General features: G+C 51.4%; 32 protein-coding genes and 1 pseudogene. All 33 read right to left on the bottom strand.

Annotation, left to right across the window (positions count from 1 at the left end):
* Positions 1-247 precede the first annotated feature (247 nt).
* Complete coding sequence (locus PACILC2_RS06170; RefSeq protein ID WP_015847290.1) at positions 248-445, bottom strand: cold-shock protein; 198 nt, start codon at positions 443-445, stop codon at positions 248-250.
* 495 nt (positions 446-940) lie between these two features.
* Positions 941-1,549: an acylneuraminate cytidylyltransferase family protein gene (locus tag PACILC2_RS06175; RefSeq protein WP_307860395.1), complete on the bottom strand. Its 609-nt coding sequence runs from the start codon at positions 1,547-1,549 to the stop codon at positions 941-943.
* Positions 1,546-2,553, bottom strand: coding sequence for a nucleotidyltransferase family protein (locus tag PACILC2_RS06180; protein WP_307860396.1), 1,008 nt, complete (start codon positions 2,551-2,553; stop codon positions 1,546-1,548). The genes PACILC2_RS06175 and PACILC2_RS06180 overlap by 4 nt, the downstream gene beginning before the upstream one ends.
* Positions 2,554-2,611: 58 nt before the next feature.
* Positions 2,612-3,046 (bottom strand): LbetaH domain-containing protein, encoded by a 435-nt coding sequence (locus PACILC2_RS06185; RefSeq protein ID WP_213528198.1) that lies wholly within the window; start codon positions 3,044-3,046, stop codon positions 2,612-2,614.
* Positions 3,034-3,255, bottom strand: coding sequence for a PglD-related sugar-binding protein (locus tag PACILC2_RS06190; protein ID WP_213528164.1), 222 nt, complete (start codon positions 3,253-3,255; stop codon positions 3,034-3,036). The genes PACILC2_RS06185 and PACILC2_RS06190 overlap by 13 nt, the downstream gene beginning before the upstream one ends.
* 11 nt (positions 3,256-3,266) lie before the next feature.
* Positions 3,267-4,346 (bottom strand): N-acetylneuraminate synthase, encoded by a 1,080-nt coding sequence (neuB, locus tag PACILC2_RS06195; protein WP_213528166.1) that lies wholly within the window; start codon positions 4,344-4,346, stop codon positions 3,267-3,269.
* Entirely contained in the window at positions 4,343-5,014 is a 672-nt protein-coding gene (locus tag PACILC2_RS06200) for a PIG-L deacetylase family protein (protein WP_213528168.1), read from the bottom strand. Before PACILC2_RS06200 ends, neuB begins: the two co-directional genes overlap by 4 nt.
* On the bottom strand, positions 5,011-5,919 hold the full coding sequence (locus PACILC2_RS06205; protein WP_244863276.1) for a methionyl-tRNA formyltransferase: 909 nt from the start codon (positions 5,917-5,919) through the stop codon (positions 5,011-5,013). The genes PACILC2_RS06200 and PACILC2_RS06205 overlap by 4 nt, the downstream gene beginning before the upstream one ends.
* Positions 5,916-6,886 (bottom strand): annotated as a pseudogene (gene neuC / locus PACILC2_RS28475) (UDP-N-acetylglucosamine 2-epimerase). The gene PACILC2_RS06205 and the pseudogene neuC overlap by 4 nt, the downstream one beginning before the upstream one ends.
* Before the next feature lie 2 nt (positions 6,887-6,888).
* Complete coding sequence (locus PACILC2_RS28485) at positions 6,889-7,077, bottom strand: hypothetical protein (RefSeq protein WP_307860400.1); 189 nt, start codon at positions 7,075-7,077, stop codon at positions 6,889-6,891.
* Positions 7,074-8,267: a LegC family aminotransferase gene (locus PACILC2_RS06215; RefSeq protein WP_213528170.1), complete on the bottom strand. Its 1,194-nt coding sequence runs from the start codon at positions 8,265-8,267 to the stop codon at positions 7,074-7,076. Before PACILC2_RS06215 ends, PACILC2_RS28485 begins: the two co-directional genes overlap by 4 nt.
* 55 nt (positions 8,268-8,322) lie before the next feature.
* Entirely contained in the window at positions 8,323-9,252 is a 930-nt protein-coding gene (locus tag PACILC2_RS06220; protein ID WP_213528172.1) for a methyltransferase domain-containing protein, read from the bottom strand.
* A 70-nt stretch (positions 9,253-9,322) separates the two neighbouring features.
* Entirely contained in the window at positions 9,323-10,330 is a 1,008-nt protein-coding gene (locus PACILC2_RS06225) for an NAD-dependent 4,6-dehydratase LegB (RefSeq protein ID WP_213528174.1), read from the bottom strand.
* A gap of 20 nt (positions 10,331-10,350) precedes the next feature.
* On the bottom strand, positions 10,351-11,169 hold the full coding sequence (locus PACILC2_RS06230; protein ID WP_213528176.1) for a hypothetical protein: 819 nt from the start codon (positions 11,167-11,169) through the stop codon (positions 10,351-10,353).
* The gene (locus tag PACILC2_RS06235) at positions 11,166-12,029 is read right to left on the bottom strand and encodes a motility associated factor glycosyltransferase family protein (RefSeq protein WP_213528178.1); all 864 of its coding nucleotides are present in this window, start codon (positions 12,027-12,029) and stop codon (positions 11,166-11,168) included. Before PACILC2_RS06235 ends, PACILC2_RS06230 begins: the two co-directional genes overlap by 4 nt.
* Positions 12,030-12,218: 189 nt before the next feature.
* Positions 12,219-12,812, bottom strand: a complete 594-nt coding sequence (locus PACILC2_RS06240) for a DUF8042 domain-containing protein (RefSeq protein ID WP_213528180.1) — start codon at positions 12,810-12,812, stop codon at positions 12,219-12,221.
* Positions 12,813-12,926: 114 nt separating this feature from the next.
* Positions 12,927-13,745, bottom strand: a complete 819-nt coding sequence (locus PACILC2_RS06245) for a flagellin N-terminal helical domain-containing protein (protein WP_280515286.1) — start codon at positions 13,743-13,745, stop codon at positions 12,927-12,929.
* A gap of 103 nt (positions 13,746-13,848) precedes the next feature.
* A complete protein-coding gene (locus PACILC2_RS06250; protein ID WP_213528182.1) occupies positions 13,849-14,226 on the bottom strand; it encodes a hypothetical protein in 378 nt (125 codons plus the stop codon).
* Positions 14,213-14,608: a flagellar export chaperone FliS gene (gene fliS, locus PACILC2_RS06255; protein ID WP_062490318.1), complete on the bottom strand. Its 396-nt coding sequence runs from the start codon at positions 14,606-14,608 to the stop codon at positions 14,213-14,215. Before fliS ends, PACILC2_RS06250 begins: the two co-directional genes overlap by 14 nt.
* 27 nt (positions 14,609-14,635) lie before the next feature.
* Positions 14,636-15,154 (bottom strand): flagellar filament capping protein FliD, encoded by a 519-nt coding sequence (fliD, locus tag PACILC2_RS27890; protein ID WP_213528184.1) that lies wholly within the window; start codon positions 15,152-15,154, stop codon positions 14,636-14,638.
* Positions 15,108-15,929, bottom strand: coding sequence for a flagellar filament capping protein FliD (gene fliD / locus PACILC2_RS27895; RefSeq protein ID WP_372447062.1), 822 nt, complete (start codon positions 15,927-15,929; stop codon positions 15,108-15,110). Before fliD (PACILC2_RS27895) ends, fliD (PACILC2_RS27890) begins: the two co-directional genes overlap by 47 nt.
* Entirely contained in the window at positions 15,859-16,044 is a 186-nt protein-coding gene (locus PACILC2_RS29215) for a flagellar cap protein FliD N-terminal domain-containing protein (protein ID WP_372447060.1), read from the bottom strand. Before PACILC2_RS29215 ends, fliD (PACILC2_RS27895) begins: the two co-directional genes overlap by 71 nt.
* A gap of 40 nt (positions 16,045-16,084) precedes the next feature.
* Positions 16,085-16,450, bottom strand: coding sequence for a flagellar protein FlaG (locus PACILC2_RS06270; RefSeq protein WP_213528188.1), 366 nt, complete (start codon positions 16,448-16,450; stop codon positions 16,085-16,087).
* Between the two features lie 18 nt (positions 16,451-16,468).
* Positions 16,469-16,714 carry a carbon storage regulator CsrA gene (gene csrA / locus PACILC2_RS06275; protein ID WP_062490314.1) on the bottom strand — a complete coding sequence of 82 codons (246 nt, stop codon included), beginning with the start codon at positions 16,712-16,714 and terminating at the stop codon, positions 16,469-16,471.
* Entirely contained in the window at positions 16,708-17,139 is a 432-nt protein-coding gene (fliW, locus tag PACILC2_RS06280; protein ID WP_213528190.1) for a flagellar assembly protein FliW, read from the bottom strand. The genes csrA and fliW overlap by 7 nt, the downstream gene beginning before the upstream one ends.
* A 37-nt stretch (positions 17,140-17,176) precedes the next feature.
* Entirely contained in the window at positions 17,177-17,632 is a 456-nt protein-coding gene (locus PACILC2_RS06285; protein ID WP_062490312.1) for a DUF6470 family protein, read from the bottom strand.
* 17 nt (positions 17,633-17,649) lie between these two features.
* The gene (flgL, locus tag PACILC2_RS06290; protein WP_244863277.1) at positions 17,650-18,546 is read right to left on the bottom strand and encodes a flagellar hook-associated protein FlgL; all 897 of its coding nucleotides are present in this window, start codon (positions 18,544-18,546) and stop codon (positions 17,650-17,652) included.
* A 6-nt stretch (positions 18,547-18,552) separates the two neighbouring features.
* Positions 18,553-20,130, bottom strand: coding sequence for a flagellar hook-associated protein FlgK (gene flgK / locus PACILC2_RS06295; protein ID WP_213528192.1), 1,578 nt, complete (start codon positions 20,128-20,130; stop codon positions 18,553-18,555).
* 20 nt (positions 20,131-20,150) lie between these two features.
* Positions 20,151-20,648 carry a flagellar protein FlgN gene (locus tag PACILC2_RS06300; RefSeq protein ID WP_062490306.1) on the bottom strand — a complete coding sequence of 166 codons (498 nt, stop codon included), beginning with the start codon at positions 20,646-20,648 and terminating at the stop codon, positions 20,151-20,153.
* Between the two features lie 17 nt (positions 20,649-20,665).
* Positions 20,666-20,944 (bottom strand): flagellar biosynthesis anti-sigma factor FlgM, encoded by a 279-nt coding sequence (gene flgM, locus PACILC2_RS06305; protein WP_062490301.1) that lies wholly within the window; start codon positions 20,942-20,944, stop codon positions 20,666-20,668.
* 131 nt (positions 20,945-21,075) lie between these two features.
* Positions 21,076-21,480 carry a TIGR03826 family flagellar region protein gene (locus PACILC2_RS06310; protein WP_062490299.1) on the bottom strand — a complete coding sequence of 135 codons (405 nt, stop codon included), beginning with the start codon at positions 21,478-21,480 and terminating at the stop codon, positions 21,076-21,078.
* A 94-nt stretch (positions 21,481-21,574) separates the two neighbouring features.
* A complete protein-coding gene (locus PACILC2_RS06315) occupies positions 21,575-22,537 on the bottom strand; it encodes a ComFC family protein (RefSeq protein ID WP_213528194.1) in 963 nt (320 codons plus the stop codon).
* Between the two features lies 1 nt (position 22,538).
* A partial coding sequence (locus PACILC2_RS06320; protein WP_213528196.1) for a helicase-related protein occupies positions 22,539-24,045 on the bottom strand: 1,507 nt, incomplete at its 5' end.

Here is a 24,045-nt window from a genome sequence, read left to right on the forward strand (position 1 = left end):
AACAGCCTGACTTTTGCAGGCTTCTCGCAGAAGCAATCTGCCGGGAGACCGGGGCGTTGATGACGGGGCGCACCGACGGACGGGGACGATTTGACGGGAAGCGCGCGGACGGTTATATACAGGCAATTTAGAAAGTGAATTTTATACTTTTCTGAAGTCGTAAAAAAAGCCCCTGTCCCCAGGGGCTTGGTTCACGGTTCGGTCAATCTAACGCATCATCTATATCTGGGCCAATACAGCCGGATGATTACAGCTTGACTACGTTTGCAGCTTGCGGACCGCGAGCGCCTTCCACGATATCGAATTCAACAGCCTGGCCTTCCTCCAGCGTCTTGAAGCCTTCGGCCTGGATTGCGGAGAAATGCACGAATACGTCGCCGCCTTGCTCCGTCTCAATGAATCCGTAGCCTTTTTCTGCATTGAACCATTTTACTTTACCTTGCATGTGTAAACATTCCCTTCATCATCAAATAGCTGTGAGACTTCTATATGTAGCGCCCACACTGTGAATATACATGGTTGTCATAAAAATGTCAAACATTAATTTGAAAGCGAATTCAGTTAGAGATGGCGTAGTGGTAAGCCATCCCTCCTGTTTGTTCAGCAATCATGAAATATGTATGATTCACCCAATTCCCCTTCATTTCCTAACGGCAGAATCTCCCTGCATTTTCGCCAGTAAGGCAAGAGCCCGATCCCGGCTGTCTCTATTCCGCAGGGAGAACAATCCATTAGAAAACAACCTTGTTTGTTGTTTCCTTTGCCGTTTATCAACCATAATGGAATTGGCAGGATTCTCATGAAACATGTAGTTTTTCCGCCCAAAATCTAAATGAGTAGCCGATTACCGTTCACTTTGCGTCAGGTTGCTGCGACAGCAACCACTCCACCATTCTCAAATCAATCTCGCTGTCTATATCAATTGATCTCTCCGCCGGCATTATATAGGAGACGGTTTCATCTCCAAAAAGGATTTGTTCCGGTAGACCCAATCGGTATAACTTACATAAACCGCACCATTTAAAACATAGGCTTTAGGTAGATTGTGCCGATTGGTCTGTTCGTTTTCAAAAGGGATAAGCGGCTTCATTTTTTGCTCCTGATCTAATGTGAACATCCAAAAAGGGCTCTTGGAAGCTTCACAAACCGAAACGCAAGCTTTCGCTTGTTTCTCCAAACAAATCTCGATGCATGTATCAATATCTTCCGCATTTCGTAATGGTGAGGTTGGCTGCAGCAAGACGATAAGATCGTAATTCGGCAAATGATCTATTGCATGTATGATGGTATCGATCGTGAGGGAATCATCCTGCGCCAAATGATCCGGTCGAACGAACGGAACCTCGCACCCCCATTCCTTAGCAACGGATATGATCTCCTGATCATCGGACGACAAAATCAACTTATCGATATACTTGGATTGTTTGGCTTGTTCAATTGTCCAGGCAATAAGCGGTTTTCCGGCTACGTCGCGCAAATTTTTGCGTACAATTCCTTTCGATCCGCCTCTGGCTGGAATTAGCGCCAAAACCGATTTATCCTTTATCATAGCAGCCCCTCGCTGTCTGATTTGAACACCTCGTGAAACTCCAGATTGGCCTGGTTGAAGTCATCCATCCTTCCGATATCCATCCAGTACTCTTGGATCGGGAATGCAACGGTATGTTTGCCTTGCCCGATTAGCGTATTGAACAGGGAAGGCATATCGAAATACGTGTTTTCGGGAATGTAATTCAAGGCCTCCGGATCGAGAATATATATTCCTCCGCTGACAAAAAAGCGCTGGACGGGCTTCTCTTCCATGGCATAGAGACGGTAATTGTCCAACTTCACCACACCGTAGGGAACCTGGTATTCATATTCCCGCACGCACATCGTAGCACTTGCCCTGTGATCCAGATGAAACTGAAGAGCTTGGGCAAAATTGACTTTGGTCAACAAATCGCCGTTCATAACAATGACCGGTTCCGCCGGACGTTCCGGCAGAAGACTGAGCGCTCCGGCCGTCCCGAGCCGTTTATCCTCCTTCAAATACCGGATTTGAACGCCCCACTTGTCCCCGTTTCCGAAATAATCCATGATCATTTCCGCTTTGTAATTGACCGAGATATAAAATTGATAAAAGCCATTGGCAATAAAGCTGTTCAGAATGTTTTCCAGAATCGGTCTGGAACCGACCTTCAACAATGGCTTGGGGCAGTCATTGGTTAACGGCGCCAGCCGCGTCCCGAGTCCGCCTGCCATTAATACGACCCAGTTTTCTCTTCTCTGCGGCCGCAAATAATCGTCCAGAAATACAATGTCCACCAATTGGCCGTTCTCGTTAACGATCGGAAGCTGGTGCAGCCGGCGATTGGCCATCAAGGCCAGTATCGTATCCTGGTCATCCATCGTTCGCGCTACGACAGGATTCGGATTCATAACATTGGAAACGGAGGATGTCAACGAAATGCCTTTCAGTATGCCTCTTCGAATATCTCCGTCCGTGACGGTGCCGAGCAATACGTTGTTATTGCCGACGATTAACGCGATCTGTTTGGCCCCTTCATTCAATTTTTCAATGCATCCAATATTGTCGCATCTGGTTGCAGCAATAGCGCTTCCCATTTGTTCATGATGTCGACTCCTTTGCCGGGTTGCCCATAACCGTAACGCCGTCGGGAACGTTTCGGATGACCACAGTTCCCCCTCCTACAGTAGCCGCCTGTCCGATGCAAATGCCCTGAACGATCGTAGCGCCGGCCCCGATAAAAGCCGCCGCACCGATTTCGACGTTTCCGCAAACAACAGCCCCGGGAGCGATATGAACGCTTCGTCCGATCCTCGTATGATGATCGACCGAGGAACGCGTATTGACGATCGCATTCTCTCCAATGACAGCACCGGATTGCACAACGGCCCCGGCCATAATTTGTGCGCCCTCCTCGATGACGGCATGTCCGGAAACGATCGCTCCCGGATGGGCAACCGTAATAAAACGATAACCTCTTGAACGGTAAGCCTGATAGATTTGGTCCCTCAATCCTTCGGCCCTTACCGTTCCAATCCCGTTGGCAAGAAGAACTTCCCGTTTGTTATACCGGTTGCAAAATGTTCATCCGAACCGAGCCAGGGGATTTTGGCATGCAACGCGCAGCCCTCGGACTGAGGCGCAACGAAGCCAATGATTCGATGTCCGCACAGTTGAAGTGCGTCCCACACCACTTCGGCGTGACCGCCGCCTCCAATGATCGCTACAGGCAAATGCTCGTTCATGTGCTATTCCCTCAAGAATCGATCTGTTCATCTTTGCGGTAGGGGCGATCCGCCGTTTTCCCCAGGTAATCCCAGTAGCGAATGGCGGATATGCCGTCTCCCGGACGTTTCAAGGCAAGATTGCCGTCGTGATACGCGTCTCCTGCAGCGATATCTTGACCCGCAACGATGCTTTTGCGCACAGGGACACGATTTGCCAGTTCCGACAGTGCAGGAAATTTATATTTCCTGCCAAGCGCCAGCTCGATCGTGCGAATCCCTTTGATCATTTCGGCCATCTCGCCGGGTTCCAGCGAGCTTTGATGATCGGGCCCGGGCAATTGACGGTCCAGTGTAAAATGCTTCTCGATAACGGCCGCCCCGCGGGCTGCAGCCGCCAAAGAAACGGCAATCCCTTCGGTATGGTCCGAGTAACCGACAGGTACTCCGAACGCCTCGGCCATCGTGTCCATACAACGTAAATTCACGTCACGCAGCGGAGCGGGATACTCCGTTGTACAATGCAGCAAGGTGACACGCTCCCGCAGAGCGGCTTGGCCTTGTTCGGAGATAAAAGCTTCCAGCAAGCTTTGACCGTCCGGCTTCCCGGACCGGTTCAGATAGCCGTAGGCCAGTATCATCAGGGCAGTCTCGATCTCGCCTAACGTTGCCATTCCGGTTGATAGTATGATCGGCAAGCCCTTTCTGGCGGCTGCAAGAAGAAGCGGACCGTTCGTTATCTCTCCGGACGGCAGCTTGATTCGTTTCACGCCGCACTCATCGGCCAGAAAGTGAAGGCTCTCCTCGTCAAAGGGAGTCGACATAAACTCGATTCCATATTTCTGACAGTGCCGCAGCAAAGCAAAATGAGCTTCTTTGTCCAGCTCCAACCGTTTCAACATGTCAAACTGGCTTTCAGCCGACGAGGTCGTCAGCTTTTGATAGTCCGCTTTGCCGGCTTCAGGGGTCACCAGCCGTTCGGCTTTGAACGTTTGAAATTTAACCGCATTCGCGCCTGCTTCAGCCGCCATTTCGACGAGTTGTAACGCCAAGTCTAATGAGCCGTTATGATTGACTCCCGCTTCGGCAATGATGTAGACGGAGGAAGTCATTCTATAACCTCCTTAAGCAACATGAACGCTTCCGCTGCCTGAAAGCCGGCAGTCGAACCCCGGTATCGGGCAAGAGCCTCTACGCTATTCGAACTTCGAGGAAACGGGTGTTCAGCAAACTCGGATTTGTAAATCTGCATGATTTCCAATTTTTTTTGCAGAAATGAGGTAATATTCATAAAGACGTTCGGCTTAAATCCATTTGCATCCGGGTTTAGACCGAATTCCGTTTCGGACAACGTCTCGTAAACAAGGACCCTCTTCACGAAAGGATAGCGAAACCACTTTGTACATGCAGTTGCAGCATCAAAAACATATTTATGATCCGAATGAATATCTCCTCGGTAAGGAATATAAATGATGTCGGGCTGAACTTCTTGAAAAACACGGGAAAATGATTGAACTAATGCATTCATAGGAACCGTGTCGAGTTCCGTTGTCGGGAAACGTAATGAATATGTATGGGTAAACGGGTAAGCACGACCGATGGCCTCTATTTCTTTTTCGCGTTCAGTCACCCTTTGTTCACTGAAGCCATGATCCGTGTCAATTCCCGTAACAATCAACCAGTAGACTTGATCTCCTTCGGAGATATGCTTGAGCAGAGTTCCACCGCATCCCAATGATTCATCATCAGGGTGAGGAGCTACTACCAATACCTTTTTCACAAGTAATCACCTACTTTCGGCAGTTCGGTCATCTCGTGATCGAGTAAGCGAATCAGGCCTTCTCCGCATTTAACTACAACGGACTTATTTTCAACTCGAATGACCTTTCCCGGTTCCAGGTTCGGATAATTCTCATTTGTAATGATTTCGCTTTTCCAAACCTTAATATCTTTATTATCTTTTTTAAAATGGGCGCCTGGATACGGTCTCGTTAATCCGCGAATCAGGTTGTATATCGATCGATTCGACATCCTCCAATCGATACGCCCATCTTCTTGCCCCCGCTTCCTCCATGTATTCGATCCTGTTACCGGCTGAGGAATTCGGCTGTATGTCCCTTGCTGGAGCTGCAACGTAAGTTCTTTCATTTGCTGCAAGGCTGTTTCTGTCATTTTTTGATATAGCGAAGCTGCATCATCCGTGTCCGAGATTTCAATTCTCCGCTGACTCAGAATATCTCCTCGATCCGCTTGTTCGTCCATAAAAAAGAAGGTTGAGCCCGTTTCCGATAACCCGAGAACTAAAGCCCAAATCAAAGGATGCCGCCCGCGATTGGCAGGCAACAGAGAAGGATGGTAACCGACAACTCCCATTCTGGGAATCTTTAGTACTTCTTTTTTGAGCAAATATGACCAGCCGAAACAATAGACCACATCCGGTTGAATGTTTTTTAGCCATTTGGCCAAAGAATCCTGATCATTGCCTTTCGCAATAAAACAAGGAATGCTAAATTGCTCAGCCAGCTCACGTAAGCTTTTAAAGTCAGAATTGAAGTCAGATACTTCTCTTGTTACAATGCCAATGATTTCAATAGAAACGTTCTCCCTTTGAAGCTCAAGAAGATAGCGGAGCCCTTCATAGCTGAACTGAACGCATCCCATGTACACAATTTTCAAAACGTTCATTTGCTCCCCCCTTCATAAAAGGTTTTTATTAGAATTCCTTCTAAAGCCGTATTCTTCAATATATCTTTAATTACAGGTGATGAATTGCCTTGGCCATATAGAGACTCGCAATTCATAAGCGTTTTTTGAAAAGCAGGAGACAGCGCTTTTTTTATCGCCTTCACGATCTCTTCGCTGGATTCCCCGCAGTCAATAATAGACGATCCTTTAACTCTCCCTTGCTGGCGCGGACCGATGTTGACGGTAGGCTTTTTGAACATTGGCGCTTCAATAATACCGCTAGATGAATTACCCACGACCACGTCGACATGTTGAAGGGCGCTTAAATATCTGACCTGCCCCAAGGAAATAAAAGCAACTGCCCTTTCCCGGTTTGCTGCCACATACTCGTCAATCATAAGAGCCATATTGCGGCCATTCGGATCGGAATTCGGTTTGGTAAAAATAATGTGCGCATCCGGAAATTGATCAAGGGCAACCAGAAGCTGCTGCATGTATTCAACGGATGAAGTGCTTGTCAGCGTTAGCGGATGATATGTAACGAGAAAGTTACGCTCTCCCAATTCAAAAGAAATCGATTGCTCGAATTGTTCCCGGTTCATCAATTGCAATCTGTGAATATTGTCAAGGCCTACGGCGCCAACATTAAAGACCCGGCTAGGATGTTCACCCAATCCGATCACTCTTTGACGGTATTTTTCCGTTGCCGTAAAATGCAAATGCGCCATTTTGTAATAGAATGACGGATCGCCTCGTCAATAAGTCCCTCCGTGCTTTCTCCTCCATGCAGATGGGCGATCGGAATGCGCGCAACCATCGCCGCTTGAGCCGCTACCATAATCTCGTAACGATCGCCAAGCACAACCACAATATCCGGACGAAGGCGTTCGAATACATCCGCAAAACCGATCAGGCCAACCCCCATCGATTTGGTGATGCCGGCTGGCGTATCGCTGGAAAGCAGCATCTCTACTTCCGCATCGATTTGGAACCCGTCTTTTCGATTTGCTGATAGGTAAGACCGAATTCCGGCGACAGGTGCATGCCGGTGACCACAAGCTGCAGAACCAAATCGGCGTCCTCTTGTATCTCTTTCAGAAGCCAATACAGCAGACCGTATTCAGCTCGTGAACCGGTCACGACGCAAATTTTCCTCATAGCTCCTCCCGGGTAATAATCGAAGGTCCGCTCGGCAAGTTTATCACTTTTCCTTCAAGCTCCATCGTCACGGTCAACTCCATTCTAGGGCAATCGGCGTACATAGGAAGAAGATGAAGCGGAGTCCAAATCGGCCTTGTCAAAAAACCATGCTTATTGGTTTCTTGTAAAATCTCATCCCGCAACTGCAAATCGGGCTCATTCAGTATAATCGCATTCAGCCAGTAGTTGCTCTCCGCATGTTCAGGCTCGCTAAAGAACGAAATGCCGCTCACGGCTTTAAATCCTTCTCTGTATTTCTCTGCAAGCTTGCGCTTGCGAGCCAGAAACTCAGGAAGCTTCTCCAGCTGCGCACATCCTAATGCCGCGTTGATATTCGGCATCCGGTAGTTATAACCGATCCGATCATGCTTGTATACCCATGCGTGCGGGAGCTTCGCCGTGGTCGTCAGATGCTTTGCCATTTCGGCCAACTTCTTGTCCTGAGTCAGAACGGCTCCGCCGCCTCCGGTCGTAACCACCTTGTTGCCGTTAAAGCTTAGCGCGCCAAACCGGCCGAAGGTGCCCGTATGTTTGCCTTTATACTTGGAGCCCAGAGATTCAGCCGCATCCTCGACGACCTCCAGGCCATATTGCTGGCACACATCCAACAGCGCATCCATATCGACGGGATGGCCAAAAGTGTGCATCGGCACAACGGCCCGGATACGTCGGCCCGTTTTCCGATTATAGAGCCCCTTGTCCGCTCTGCGCTCTCCGATTTCATGCAAATAATCATGAAGACGTATAGGATCCAGCCCTAACGTTAAGCGATCCACATCAACAAAGTGAGGGACGGCTTGGCAGTAAGATACCGCGTTGGCGGTTGCCACAAACGTCAGGGAAGGGATCAGCACTTCTTCTCCCGGTTCAACGCCAGAAAGCAACAAAGCAATATGCAATGCGGCAGTTCCGTTCACGACTGCTACCGCATAACCGGAGCCTGTGTAAGCAGCCAGATCGTTTTCCAAACGTTCGACAAAGCGTCCTACGGATGAAACCCACCCCGTGTCCAGGCATTCTTTGACATAAGCCCATTCGTTCCCTGAAAACTCAGGTTCATGCAACGGCAACGTTTGTCCGCTATTTCCCGTCACTTGTCTGACAACCTCGGCAATTTCCGCTCCCAATGAGCGTTTTTCGGTCTTCATAATGCGGCACCCTTAATTCGGTGGAAATAATTTGTACTGATAACGGAACTGCTCATCATTTCTTTTCCAATACGATCAAATATTCAATTGCATCATTTTCACTAGACTTGTATTTCTGGAGCGACTCCTCAAATAGATCAAAGAGAATTTCATTCCATTCTTTCTTAATGGAAACCCTCTCCTCGTCAGACAATGAATTCGCCATTCTAGCTAAAGGATTGAATAACGGTCTTAGTCCAATATCCCATATCCTAGCCAGTAATCCTCCATAAATCGGTTCAACTGACAATATATCTACATTCCCGAATGAAATTATCATGTTTAAAATATCCTCTTTAGACCGCAAACCTTTCCAAGTCGACATTCTACCCGCATCAATAATTGTGTGGAATTTTTCACCCATAAAAGGAGCATAATACCTGCTCGATAATTGAAGTATATTGTTTGTTTTTATTTGTAAAACAATGTGCCCGTGACTTGCAGTGATTCTAAACAGATCTTTTATATGTTCTTCAAATTTGGCAACCCAATAGGCACTATTCGTGTAAACATATTGAAAACTCTCGTCTTCAAAAGGCAACTTATTATTGTTATCATGTACTAGAGTATTTTGATAAAAGTTCAATTTTGATGCCTTAGCCAACAAAGAACTTTTCCAATCGATTCCGTATTTAAACTTTCGATCCGCCTCTTTGATGACGTTCATTTTATAGGTATCATCGAAACAATCAAATGCATCAAAATCTCCCTCTCGTTTCCCAAATCTTAAGGACCTAAACATATCCGAATCAGCTGATATTTGACCTCCGTTTGCTATAAAGGAAAATACACCATCCCCGCAGGAAACATCTATAGAAGCTTCCGCATCATCAAAAAAATTAAAGGTCTTTTTAAAGGATTCGGCTCTTAAAGCGAGAAGCAATGCATTTTCAGGCCGAAGCCAAAAGTGATTTAGAAATTGTCTGAAGTAATAAAGTCGATCCATTATGATCCCCTTGTTTATCAATATTGATATTTCTTTGATTTCAGGTATGTTAAGTGCGCCATTACAATAACTAAATATTATACAGATTCGCTTTATAATTGAGCAGGTTGTCTGGATTCGAGAACCATTCAATGGTCTTGGCTAACCCTGCTTCGAATCCTTTTTCTCCACCATACGCAGGCTGCCAGTTCAATAATTCACGGGCTTTACGGTTGTCCGCCCACAGGCGCTCGACTTCGCTTTTCTCAGGGCGCAGCCGAATTTCATCCGTTTCAATTTCCAGTTCCACATTCATCAATCTGGCAATCAAGCGAGCGGTATCACCGATTGAGATTTCAAAATTGCTTCCTATATTAATCTCCTCACCGATAGAGCGGCTCGACTCCAGGAAAGAAATGAAGCCTTCAACCGTATCCTCGACATAATTGAAATCCCGCGTTGGATGAATGGCGCCTAATTTAATCTTCCGATTTCCCTGCGCCAATTGCGTAATAATGGTCGGAATGACCGCCCGCGCCGATTGTCGCGGACCGTAAGTGTTAAAAGGGCGAATTATGCCGACAGGCAGGCCGAATGAACGATAAAAGGCTAGCGCCATTTGGTCCGCGCCAATCTTGGATGCGGAATAAGGGGACTGCCCTTGCAGCGGATGCCGTTCATCGATCGGCACATATTGAGCCGTCCCGTATACCTCGCTTGTGGAAGTATGAACGATCTTGGCTACGCCCAATTCTTTGGCTGCTTGCAGCACATTTAAAGTTCCTTTTATATTCGTGTCCACATATGTATCGGGAGAATGATAGGAATAAGGTATCGCAATAAGCGAAGCGAGATGCAGCACCGCATCGCACCCCTGCATGGCACTTCGCACGCCATGCGGATCTCGGATATCTCCCGCAAATACGTCCAACTCACGTTTGATCTCCTCCGGACTTTGATCGAGCCAGCCCCAGGAATTGAACGAATTGTAATAAACGAAGGCTCTGACATTGTATCCCGCGCGGACGAGCGTCTCTGTCAAATGAGACCCGATAAAGCCGTCCGCACCCGTTACTAATACTCGTTTAAAGCTGTGCATTGGTTTTCGAGCCTCCTTGATTATGTTGCGATTGCCGTAAAATTCGATGCCGTTTCCTCGAATAAATCAATCAATCGTTCTGTGTCCTTCTTCATTCCGGCTACAAGCCGGCCCAGATGCTCCATGACCAATTCCGATTTCATTTTTATATTTGTACAAGCTGCGATTTCCGGCACTCGACGCGCATAGATGGAAATCTCCGCTTGCAGGACGAACCCGTACAGGGGATCAAATACTCCGCTATTCGTGATCATGCTCCATTGCTTATCGATGGTCTGAAGCAGCGACGCCATTTTGGCGGTATTTGACTTTTCAATGGCTTTTTGAAGCTGTTCGAACGTTTCCAGCAAACTGTCGATTTTCGGACCAAAACTTTTTAATTCACGCAAGCAATATCGATATCGGGATAAGAACGCCTTTTTCTCTTCCTCCGTATAACCGGTTGTTTCGTTACGGAGCAGGTTTTGAAACAGTTGGCCGCTCACGTGATATGATTTCAATTCGTCCATGAGATTCTCCAGCTTCGCGCTCGAAGTCCCTTTAATGACAGCGCCAATCTGGGAAACATTGATAAATTCAATTTGATTCTTATAGAAAGAGATAAGACCTTCTATATATCGCAACGTATCGACCATCGGCTTGCTGCTCGGGTTGACGCCCCCGTTTACATTTTCGACCGTTTCGGTAGCGTGTTGATTGAATTTATCCAATTCTTCCGCAGTAAAATGATCGACGCCTTTGGAGTATCGGACGCCTCCCGGATATGAAAAGTCTTGTCCAACGAAAATAATTCGGTTAAACCCTAGAAAAGCGGCCAGTTGTATGACGATGCCGGTCACGGAAGGCGCTGAAACAAACTGATCGATTGCCCCTTCATATTGAAAAGGTGGCTGGTTATCGTATCCGATGACATAAATACATGGTACAGGTTGCTGTTCAATTCTTTGATAATTTTGTGCTTGATATAGGACGCATAAACGAACGGGATATCCGACACATCCAGATCCTGAAATACTTCATAGTTTTTTTCGCTTCCGTCAATTGAAACGATCATATGAGGCTTGATCCCTTTATCGAGCAATCCTTGGATACTTGATCCGGCCGCAAATATCGGAACATGGTCTTGCAACTGCCGAATTCGTTCGAGATCCTGGTCCAATGATGGCCCTGACCCTACGATTAAAGCGGGCATATCCCTGAAATAACCCTGAAGATTGCGAAGATGACGCCCTTCGAAAGTTTTGGGAAGATTTTTAACAATATTTTCGGGCCACTCGCGTTTAAACAGAATCTGAGTAGCGTAATTCGTTCTCTCCGACAACACCATTTCACGAAATACTTTGGTAAATCCGGACACTTCGTCGGCGTACAACCGTAAATACGCCGGTACGAACAGCGAGCAGAAGGAGTCTACAATATATGTTTTAACGGATTGTGCAAATTGAACATTCGTCAGCGCATCATTTCCTAATCCAAAAATTCCGATATTTGGATAATTGAAAATATGCGTCAGGTCACGCGCTTCAATTGCCGCAAGAAACACTTCAATGTCCGGCTCCATAATATGAACGGTCCGGTCGGGATATTGCTCGATCACTCTTTCGATATGGTAGCCCAGCCCGAAACCGTAAACCAGAATATGTTTGGACTGCCCGATTTGTTCGGCGTTCATTTCGAGCCAGCGTACGGTTTCTTCCAACGGATTGTACTTGCTGTACAGCGCAATTTTTGCCCGTTACGGACGATTTCCAGATTGGCAAGGCCGGATTTGGATATCGTATGGCAGTAATGATTCGTATTTCTTTCGCGGTTTCGCACCAATTGATATAGATTGCGATAATGCTTACGCAGTGCTATTAGATTATCCGCCGCATATTTTTTCATCTCTTCACCTGTTCGTCAAAATCGAAGCCCCAAGTTTTTTGAAGGTATCGGCCAATTCGTATTTCATAATGTCTCCCACAGACAAGTAATCTTCGGACTCTAATGCCTTTCCGAGATCGGCCAGATTATGTTTCAACGACCGAACGGCATCTTCCACAAACGCGACATAATCCGTTTCTTCTGGGTACTTGCTCAACAAATTCGCCGCACCGCTTAACGATTGGATCACCCATTCGACGGCTTCCAGCAAGCTACTTGCCATGTTCCACTGCTCGGCCGATATGTCGCCGTAGAACAAACTGCCGATCGAATCGCAAGCATTGACGATTTTGCCGCTGAATGACTGGACATCCTTTAACGTGTCGTCAATCAGTTGCGCTTCGGATACGGATATGATCTCAATTTCCCGAATCTCTTTGTAACGGGACAGCATCATCGCTTCAAAGTCTGCCGATTGCACTTCGCCATTGAACGATACTTGGGCAATATACCTGTTCTGTTCATTCAGCTTGTTTTTTATGGATTCCCATACGGTTTGAAAATGCTCGTCACTGGTGAATGCGTAGTTTTCCTCTGTATGGTCGATACGAATAAGCACGTCCATCACACCTTTTCGATTATATCTATGTTATCGGCAAACCTGAGCCGTTTCTGTATAGAAAAAAACCTCACCCAATAAATGGATGAGGCTTTGCGGATTAGATCGTATTGATTAGCCCAGAAGCTTGAGCACGCCTTGCGGCATTGCGTTAGCTTGCGCAAGCATAGCCGTACCGGCTTGAACGAGGATTTGGTTCCGCGTGAATTCCGTCATTTCTTTCGCCATGTCGGCGTTGCGGATCCGGGACTCGGAAGCAGCCAGGTTCTCGGACGTTACGCCCAGGTTGTTGATCGTATGCTCCAGACGGTTTTGAACGGCGCCGAGCGTACCGCGATGCTGGGAGACTTGCACGATAGCGGATTTAATCAATGCCAGCGCGCTGTTTGCTCCCGTTTGGGAACTGATGTCGATTGCGTTAATGCCCAGCGCCGAGGTGTTCATCGTTTTCATGTTCACCGTCAACGTGTTCGACGCTTCAACCCCGATTTGGAACGTTACGGAGTTATTGCTTTTCAACAAGTTGATGCCGTTGAAGTTCGTCGAAGAAGCGATGTTGTTGATCTCGTTCAGCAATTGGGCAACTTCATCCTGAAGTGCTTGACGGTCTTCGCTATCATCATACGTGCCGTTAGCCGCTTGGTTGGCCAGCGTGTTCATGCGCTGCAGCATTGCGTGAACTTCAGTCAGCGCCCCCTCAGCCGTTTGCAGCAGGGAGATGCCGTCTTGCGCGTTGCGCTGAGCTTGATTCAGACCGTTGATTTGGAAGCGCATTTTCTCGGAGATGGCAAGGCCTGCCGCGTCGTCAGCCGCACGGTTGATCCGGTAGCCGGAAGACAGTTTCTCCATCGTTTTGCCCATCGTCGTGTTGTTTGCGCCCAGGTTGCGGTGAGCATTGATGGCCGCAACGTTCGTGTTGATGTACATCGACATACTTTTCATCCTCCATGATATGAGTATTGAAGCCGCTTCCTTGCGGCTACATTATATATATCGGAATGTGGAAATGCATTGTTTATAGTCTATGCAGATGAAATTATCGTTTTTGGTCAAAATAGAGCGGAACCGCATCCTGAAAATCCATATTGCCGTAGGAACGGACGGCCATTCGCTGTGTAACCGTATGCTGAAGCGCATGGGCCGTAACATCGATCCGGCGTTGAAGAAGCTGTTCCATTTCCTCGGCATAGCGTTCCATTTCGGCTAGCAGCTCGCGGATCTCTTCATTCCTCTGATAAGGCTCCCGAGCGGACAACTCCTCCATTTTCCGGCCATACTGAACGGAAAGCGCCGCAAATTGCTGCAGCGCTTCTTCATCGTTGGAATTTTGAAGTAGTGCGAGCTGATGAAGCATGATCGACTTCATGTCGCGATAACATTGCAATACATCGTCCTGGCGATTATCCCTGTCCAAGCGCAACTTCCTTTCCGATCTGCTCCCAGGCCGACTTGATGCTGGTCAGCATGTCGATCACTTCACGCAGTTTCTCCGTATCCTTGCGCATGTTTGCCTCAACGAGGCAGTCGATCATATAGAAATAAAGCGATTGAAGATTGACGGCAAGCTGCCCTCCCTGCTTCAGATCAAGAGACGAGATCAGTTCGTAAATGACAGACTGCGTCTTCTGGATGGCCTGGTTCGCCCCGGATATATCGCGTTTCTCGATCGCCCTTTCCGCTTGCCCGGCAAATTTGAGGGCGCCCTCAAACAGCATCAGAATCAGACGATGAGGAGATGCGGTTTCAAACCTGTTCCGATTGTACGATTGATATCCCGCATAGTTGGGCATATGCATTGCTGTTCATCTCCTTCAGCCGAGCGTTTAACCTTTGTTGGCCTGCGTCAGGGCGGTCAGCGAGGCAAGCTGGCTCGTCAGCCAGCTTTGCTGGCTTTTCAGTCCCGACAAAGCGACTTCCATCGCCGTAAACTGCTTTTTCAATTGTTCATACTTCATTTGAAGCCGGTTGTCCATCGCTTCCATACGGTCGTCGAGCATGTCAATTTCAGAGTCGTAGCCTTTGATTTTCGAGGTGATCAAACCGTTAACGGAGCTTGTCCATTCTTTGAGCTTCGCATCCAAGCCCCTCATGATGCCATTCTCGTTATGCTTAAACAAATCAATGACAGCGTTCGGATCTTTACTGAATGCCTCTTTGAATTTTTCCTTGTCAAACGTAATAGTGCCGGTCATCATACTTCCCTTTGTAATCCCTTTGTCGATCTCCAGACCGATTTCCGCCATCATCTTGTAACCATCGGTTAAGTTGGTGGCACTCGTAAAAAGATTATACAGCTCATTGCTGATCGTCTTCAGTACCGAATCGCCCTGCAGCGGATTCATTTCGTGGCGTCTGCAGGCTTGGACAAGTTGTTGCGCACGGTGTTGATGACATCGTTGTACGCTTTGACGAAAGCATCGATTTTTCAGCGATTTTATCCGTATCGCGGGCAACCGTTACTTGTGACGAACCGGCCGCAACAAGTTCCAGCGTTACGCCGTCGATGACGCCGCTTATATTGTTGGAACTGCGAGTAATCAAGAGGCCGTTGACCGTAAACTTGGCATCTTGTGCTTTTTGGATCGTATTTTGACCGTTATCTGCTATGTCTGTAATATCCAGTGCACTCAATGCAGTACCCTCAAGCAAAATGCCGTCGTCGGTACTGCTCAATACCATCTTGTTCTGCGCGCCCGTCTCTTTCGAAGTCAGCACCAAAACTTTCGAATTGTCCGAGTCCGACACGACGGCAGCCGTAAGCCCCGTATCTTTTGAATTGATCTGGTTTTTAATATATTCCAGCGCTTCGCCGTCCGTCATTTCATCTCCAACGGTAATTTCCACCGAGCCGATCTTGAGCGTCGTGCCTTGCAGCGTCGTGCCAGCCGGATCCAGCGATTTCGATTTGATCGAATGGCTCTGTGCCAGCTGCGTTACGGCGATATTATAATTCCCCGTGGACGTTCCTTCGGCCGTCTTCAGCTTCACGACGCCCTCGTTCGTGCTCTTGCCGGATACGAGATTGAAGTTCGCGTTCAGCAGCAGGTCAGAGACAGCGGTTTTGAGTGTGTTGAGCTTCGTATTGATCGACTGGAAAATAGACTTTTCGGATTGCAGATTTTTTTTTGCTCGTTTCCAGACGGGTATACGGCTGACGCTCAAGCGTCATCAGGTCGGAAATGATCTGCGCCGTATCGAGTCCGGAACCCAGACCGGAGATACTGATTCCCATTGCGGTTCACCCTTTTTCATCAAAATGTAATTCAGGCAAATCAAAGCTTCTTGTCGACGAAGATGCCGATCAGCTCTTTCAATTTGGCCGACAATTCGATCATATGCTCCGGCGGTATCGATTCAATGACTTCCTGCGACCTGGTATCGATAATCTGTACGTAGAACTGCTCCGCTTCTTCGCTGTATTTGAACCGGAATGACTTGCCTGTCGATCTCATCTGCTCGTTCAGCTTTTCCAGTTCCTTAAGCAGCCGGTCTTTCCCTTTGCCATTCCCTTCACCGGTTTCGACTCCGGTTTCTTTCAGATCTGCGGGCGATTCTTCTGTGGAATTCGTTGATGCGGGGTTCATCGCCTGGCTCCAATCACGGTTGGCTCCATCCAGCCTGTTGATTGCACCCAGCAAGGTGATCCCTTCTTTCCATTATGTTGATTGATCTTCAGACTTGCGGCCCAGAAGCTGAAGCAGCTGCTGCGCTTTGCCGTTCTGTCCGACCGCCTCGATGTTCTCGCGGCGTATCGCTTCGTACAGCTCGGATCGCATAATGGATACCGTTTTCGGCGCGACAAATCCGAGCTTGATCACTTCCCCTTCGACGTCGAGCACATGCAGCTCGATGTCGTCGCCGATCTTGATCACTTCTCCGACCTTCCGCTTGAGCACTAGCATGACGAGGCACCTTCCATTCGGAGAGGCTCCCGAATCGGGTAAGCGGATTGCGTGAGAACGTACTGGCAACCCTTCTGCGACCGGGGCACGATCAACACCGGCGCCTTCGGGTTGATGTACGGAATGTCACCCACAATATTGACGATGAAAAAAGCCGCCACTTCTTCAGGATGCTCGATATCCAGCATGTGAACGGTATCCTCGTCAATTTCAAAAGCGTATTCCCGCTTCGCCTTGGCCGCCGGAACCAGGATGAAGCTGACATCTTCCTCCGTTGCATGCAGAACGAAGAAATCGGTATTTTCAAAAGGCACAAGCGCATATCGGGAGATGGCCGAGAAGCCGACGATGCCTTGAGGAAAATGATACAGTTGATTGTCTTCGACGTTCATCCGACCATACACGGCACTGTTAATCGTTATCATGTTTCAAAGCCTTTCCGCGCCTCATCGATGACTGATGTCACACCCGCATGTCGATGGAAGCGCCTGGATTGGATTGCAGCGGCTGAAGATTTACGCGGGTTTGCCTGTCGGACGGCACCGCTTCCGGCATGCGGGGCTCGATATGAATTTCCGGCTTGTACACGGTCACATGGAAGATCGGCATCGTATCCGGCATGAGCGTAAGCTCGGTCTGCACGATCCGCTCGCGTTGAAACTTCTCGGATGCCAGCCGGCCAAATACGTTGCGCTCTCCCGTCGTGACGCTCCGCGCAACCTGATCGCCATCGCGGGCGATTTGCGCGATCGTCTCCGCCGCTTGCGAGCTTTCTCTCGCCATTCTGCCCCTCATCTCGGAAAGCGGATTTTCCAGCCCGATGCTGTCCCATACGGGACGCCAATCCACCTCGATATCCGGGTTGCGGGTTTTGATGGTCATATCAGCCGCATAATATCTGACGGTAACGTCCATCATGCTCACCGCTCATCCGCCTAACGGATAAAATCGACCAGCGAAACCTGCATAATCCGCGCTCCGGTCGACAATGCCGCTTGCAGCACATTTTCCTTTAGCTTCAGCTCGATAATCGCTTCGGACATATCCACATCCGCCACTTCGGAACGAAGCTGCTTGAGCCCGATCTGCTCGTCCAGAATCCGGTTTTCGACCAGCTCGAACCGGTTCGTACGCGCCCCGATTTCCGCCCAAGCAATCGCGATGCGGTCCGCGCTCCGGTCGATGCGGGCCAGATCGTCCAGAATAGCGTCCTGATCGTTGTCCTCCAGATGGGTGGCGATGTCATCCAGCACTTGAAACACATTGTCCGGCGAACCGGCTTCACCGAAAATTTGCTCGCCTGTAATGCTGACCGGCACCGTCACGGACGGGCTGACGTTCAGGAAGTAGACGCCTTTGTCCGTAGGGTCGTTCGCAGCGTTCGTAAGGGAATAGGGCATCTGATCGGTCTTCTGGCCGTTGAACAAATATCTTCCGCCGTAGTCGCTGTTGCCGATAGCTATCATCTGCTCTTTCAGCTGGCGGATTTCCGCCGCGATCTGCTTCCGCGCATCTTCGGGAACCGTCCCGGTGGAAGCTTGCTGCGTCAGCACGCGGGCCCGCTTCAGCACATCGGTCGCCTGCTGCATCAGCGAATCCATCGTCCGGAGCCAGCCGAGGCCCGTACGCGCATTTTCCAGAAACTCTTCCGAACGGTTCAATTCGGTGTCATACCGCATCTGGTACCCGATACCGACGGGATCGTCGGACGGCTTCTGAATGCGCTGGCCGGTCGACAATTTGTTCTGCCAGTCGATAATGCCGGCGTTCGTGTTGCGCAAATTTTTAACAACTGGGTGTTTTGCATCATCCCCGTTACGCGCATCGTTCAAGCCTCCTTATCTGCCTACAAGCCCCATTTGATTAATGATGCGGTCCAGCATTTCATCCACGGTCGTCATATTGCGCGCGGCCGCATTGTAGGCATGTTGAAAACGGATCATATCGGCCAGCTCCTCGTCCAGCGAAACGCCGCTGACCGACTGCCGCCGATATTCGACCGCATCCACCATATTCAACTGGTTATGCAAGTTGCGGGCGGCGTCGCTGGCCCTCGTTCCGAGATCCCCTGTAAAAGCGCGGAAATAATCGTCGATCGTACCGCTGGTCAGCGAGGTCATATCTGCCGGGTATTCGAATACTTTATCCCGGAGACCCGCCAGCACCAGCGCAATATCGCTGTTTCCTTTGATCGTCACCGGCGAACCGTTTACGACATCGTATTTGCCTGCTGCGGCGATTTTGCTCGTATCGTTCGCGACAACCGGATTGACGCGAATATTTTCCATCGTGAACGTCGCGCTGCCGTCCGATGTCGTAAAGAACGCAATGCCGGACTCTGCGGGGTCGGACAAGGTATAGCCAAGCTTGTGAACGCCGTTGAAGCCGTTCACTTCCAGGCGAACCTCGGATGCGATGCGCGAGCCTGCCGGTATGTTTTGACCGGCCGGTATGACGGTGCCGTCCTCAAGCGTCACGTCATTGAGCGCAGTCATGTCCGTACTGGCGACATAACCGTTCGCGAGCGTAATCTCAACCTTGCCGTTCACGAGCGTATCGACCATCGCGTTCAGCTGGTCGACGACCTTCGCGACATCCGCCTGCGCCCACCGATAGCCGGCCAGCGCGCCTTCCGTGGCGGTCGCCGCATTGTCCGCCGTCAGTTCCGCCGCTTCGGTACCGTTCACCACCTGCACGCCGGCGGCAACGATATTGACCATTCCGTCCGCCGTCTCCGCATATTGAACATCGACGATGGACGTCAGCTTGTCGATCAGCAGGTCGCGTTGATCGCGGTAGTCGTTTGCATTATCGCCGAGCGCTTCCATGCGTCGGATCGTATCGTTCAATTGTGCGATGTTGGCGATGTATCCGTTCGCTTCGGCGACCTTCTTGTCAATGTTGGCGGCGATATCGCTTGCGAGCGTCTTGAACGAGGTGTCCATATGCTTGAACGTTTCCACCAGGTTTACCGCCGTGCCGATCAGATCGATCCGCGCGCTGAGCAGAGACGGATCGCGGTTCAGCACTTCAAGCGAGTTCCAAAATTTCCCCATCACCGCGCTCAGTCCGCTGTCTGTCGGCTCGTTGACGATCTTCTCGATCGATTGCAGCGTCGCATCGTACACCTCCCAGGCGCCGAGCCTCTGATTTTCCCGCCGGTACTGCATATCGATATACGAATCCCGGATCCGCTCGATGTTAACCGGCTGCACCCCTGTGCCGATTTGTCCGGGGGCGTTGCTTCTCATCATGCCGAACGCTTCGATCGGCCTTGTTGCCGCTACGTTGACGCGCTGGCGGGTATAGCCTGTTGTCGATGCGTTGGCAATATTGTGTCCGAGCGTGTGGAGCGACGTGCTCTGTGTCAGAAGCGCCCGTTTGCTCGTTTCCAATCCCATAAAAGTGGATCTCATCCGTTACCCTCCTTCGGCGCTCAAGCGCGCGTATCGAACATTCCGTTCCATTGCCGCTTTCCTTGGTCCAACGCCGGATTTTTATATGTCACTTCTTCCGGGGCGTCTGCCAGCAAATCGAGCGAAAACTCGACATAAGAGACCGACTGCCGAATCAACTGCTGATTGATTTCGTTCACCCGTTTAAGCGATTCGGTAACGTCCGCCAGCTTTTGCCGAATGGCGGCCAACTGCTGCCTTTCCTCGACGGAGAAAACCATCCGTTCAATTTCGGACAAGGTGATGCGCAGCTTCGGCCGTACGCCCATATCCTGCTGAAATTGCTTCATCCACTGGCGGCAGGCCCGTTCGCTTTCCACAATTTGCTTGATGATTCGCGATTCCTTGGCCGTCGTCGCCATCAGCTCGTTCAACCGGTTCTGGATAACCTGATCTTTCTTCGCCGCCCCCAACTCAAGAAGCCGCGCATATTGCGCATGCAATTGTTCCAGCGATGCCAACAGCTCGCGAAATGACACGGACGATCACCCGTTTTCTATAGTTTCGAATTCGACTGGATGTATGGCCAGATCTTCTCCGCAATCTTGCCGGCATCCACATGGTACGTTCCCGATTCAACCTTCTGTTTCAAATTTTCGATCAACTGCGCCCGGTTCTCGCCGTTCGCGCGGCTGAAGGACAGCATTTCCTGGGCTTCCGCGGAAATTTGCACTTCGTCCTTCCGCCGCTTGCGTCCCGCATCGCCGACGCGCTGCTCGTGATGCTTCTGATAAACATTCATGAATTGAATCCGCTGCGTTTCGTTCACTTTCATTCGTATCCCTCCTCACTCGGCGATCAGGCGGAAGCGGCTTCGCCGTAAATAAAAAGCCGATGAACTCTATATGAGTATTTATCGGCATATGGGTATGAGAATTTATAGAATTGTCGCAATAACTGCCAACTTCAGTCCTGCTCGTTACCTTTTATCCGGTATGCGGCTCGTCTGACGGCTTCCTCCGTCTCCTTGTCCGCCGCCTCCTTCACTTTGCTCAAGTCTTTCTGCAGACGCGAACGGCAGCTTCCGCATATGTTGCCTTCGCGAATGATAAAGCCGCACACTTCGCACGGATATCCCATGTTCGGCGCGCCGACGAGCGATATCCGGCCTTCCTTGATAAACTTCGTAATTTGCTTGATGGATACCGAGGTCGCTTCGGAAAGCTCGTGGATCGTAGCGCCTTTGTGCTGGCGCAAATATTCCGCGCACCGGGAATATTCCTGATCGACTTCTTTAATGCAGGCCGGACAAATATCGCGAAAATTTCGGGCGAATACCTTCCCGCAGCGAGGACAGTTATCGAGTTCCACTGTAATGCCCCCTTTCAGGCGCGAAAAAGATACTATATTCGTTCTATCGGCATTATACCTTATTTTTTTGATATCCGCATTTTGGAAACCGCCGTCAGGAGCGGGCCAGCGTCACCACATAAATTTCCGGACGGATGCCGGGATCACGATGCGCGACAGCGGTTTTCAAAACGGCCGCGCACGCATTCACCGTACTGCCGGTCGTATAGATATCGTCGACGAGCAGAAGACGCAGGATGACCGGGCGGGCGCCGGGTGAATGATCGGCCGAGAACTGCGATCGGCCGCCGGGCGAGCGGGAGAAGGCAGAGCGGCCGCCGGCCGTCCTGCCGCCGGAACGGGCGGAAGCCGAGGCCTGGACACGGGCGATCAGCGCTGCCATCTCTGCTTCGTCGGCGGCGAACAGATTGCGCGTACCGCGAATCCGTTCCATCCGCGATTTCTCGCTTTGCTTGCCGCTGTCGCGGGTCCGGATCAGCAGTCTGGCGAGCGGCGGGCCGTGCCGCCCGGCCACTGCCGAAGCAAGCTGCTCCGCCTGGTTAAATCCGCGCTCGCGCAGCCTTTCCATGCTGAGCGGCACCGGAACGGCCGCGTCGAACCGGAATGCGGGATCACGGCGCTCCAACTCGCGGCGCAAGCCGGTAAAGGCGATATTTATCATATCGCCGAACACGGCGCCGAGCGCTTCATGGCCGCGGTATTTGTATTGCGCGATCCAGCTTCGGATCGTCTCGTCGTACGTGACCGCGCTGCGGCTGCAAATGAAAGCCGGGTCTTCGCGGCGCGCGCAATCGCCGCATGTTTCCGGCCGCCCGCAGACCGGGCAGACGATCCGCCCGATCCAGGGAATGGAGTCCCGGCAATCCGGACACAGGCGATGCGATATTGCCGGACCGGCGGCAGCCGCAGCGCCGCTGGCAAAGCGGTAATGCCGGCCGCAAACCAGACAGGCGAAAGGAGCCGGAGACAGCAGGGAGATAGCGGCACCAAGCGCTCTCCATCCCCATTCGCGCACGCCTCCGCCGGTTCCGGTTCCGGCGGTTCCGGGTAAGGCCACGTTATCTCCCCTCCCCGCTGCCGTTTCCATCGTTCAAATATCCTTGGCGCTTCGCCAGCTTGTTCATGCCGGTAATGTGGCGGATCGCCAGCCGCTGCGCCCGGTTCCGCTCCGGAGCGCAGAAATAGACCCGGCCGGCGGGATCGTCCTGCGAGCGGCCCGCCCTGCCCGCCATCTGCACGAGCGAGGCTTCGTCGAACAGCCGGCCGTCCGCATCCAGAATAAAGACGTCGCTTCGCGGCACCGTTACGCCCCGTTCCAGGATCGTGGTCGTAACCAGCAGGCGTATGGCGCATTCGCGGAACAGCCTGACTTTCTCGGCGCGCTTGGTGTCCTTGGACGAGGTCCCGTCGATCGCCGCGTCCGGAAACGTCTGGCGCAGCAAGCCGACAAGCGGATCGATGTGGCGGATTTGCTGGACGAACAGAAACAGCTGCGCGCCGCGGTCAAGCGACGCCCGGATCGCGGCTGCAAGCCGGGCGGGCAATTGCCGCTGCCGGATCAGCCGGCCGACCGGCGGCATCCGGATCGTCGCCGGGACCGGCAGCGGATGGCGGTGGAAACGCGCCGGCACTTTGGCGTGCGGCAGCTTGCCCCGCCTTGCGGCACGCTGCAGTCCGGCCGGCGGCGTCGCCGACAGCAGCACGGTGCGGCCGCCCGGCTTGCATACTTTGGCCGCCGCGTAATGCAGCAGCGGATCGTTATGATAGGGAAACGCATCGAGCTCGTCGATCACGACCAGCTCGAAAGCGTGCTGAAAACGAAAAAGCTGATGGGTGGTCGCGAGCACAATATCGCCATCCTCCCAACGCTGCGGGCTGCCGCCGTACAGCGTGACGATTTTCTCATGCGGGAACGCGCGGCGAAGACGCGGATCGAGCTCCAGCACGACGTCGCGCCGCGGCGTGGCCACCAATACCCGCTCCCCCCGCATCCGGACCGACTCGATAAGAGGGAAGATCATTTCGGTTTTGCCCGCGCCCGTAACCGCCCAGAGCAGAAACGGCCCGATTGGCGCGGCCGGAGCGGGCAGCCGGTTGAACGGCGACAGCGGCTCCCCGATGCGCGGCGAGCCGAATCCAGGGTCCCCGGCGACCGTTGCGCAGCCCGGACGCCGCCGGCCGAGCGGACCGGGCGGGCGGAAACGCCGCCGCGATCGTAAGATGCGCATATCGTCGCGCTCGATATAGCGGAGAGCTTCGGCGGCGGCCGCCGCTTGCGCCGGGCTGAGCTTCCACGGCGCGAGCCGCGCCGCGATCGGCGGCGTGCCGGCGCGCTCTGCCGCCGGAGCGGCCGCTGCGCCGCGCGGCGGCGCCGTCGTTGGCGTGCCGAGAATGAGCAGCCCGCATTCGCGGCTGCGTCCCATGCCGAGGCACGCCTCGCAGTATGCGCACATGCGCCCGCAGGCCGCGCAGCACGTGCGGCGCATGTGCGCTTCCCCGCTGCCGCAGCGCAGGCAGCGGAGGTTCGCCCGGCGCGGCCTCGTGCCGGGCGGGCGAGCCGGCGCA

It is taken from the genome of Paenibacillus cisolokensis (assembly GCF_018403665.1).
In the GTDB taxonomy this organism is placed as follows: Bacteria; Bacillota; Bacilli; order Paenibacillales; family Paenibacillaceae; genus Paenibacillus_AH; species Paenibacillus_AH cisolokensis.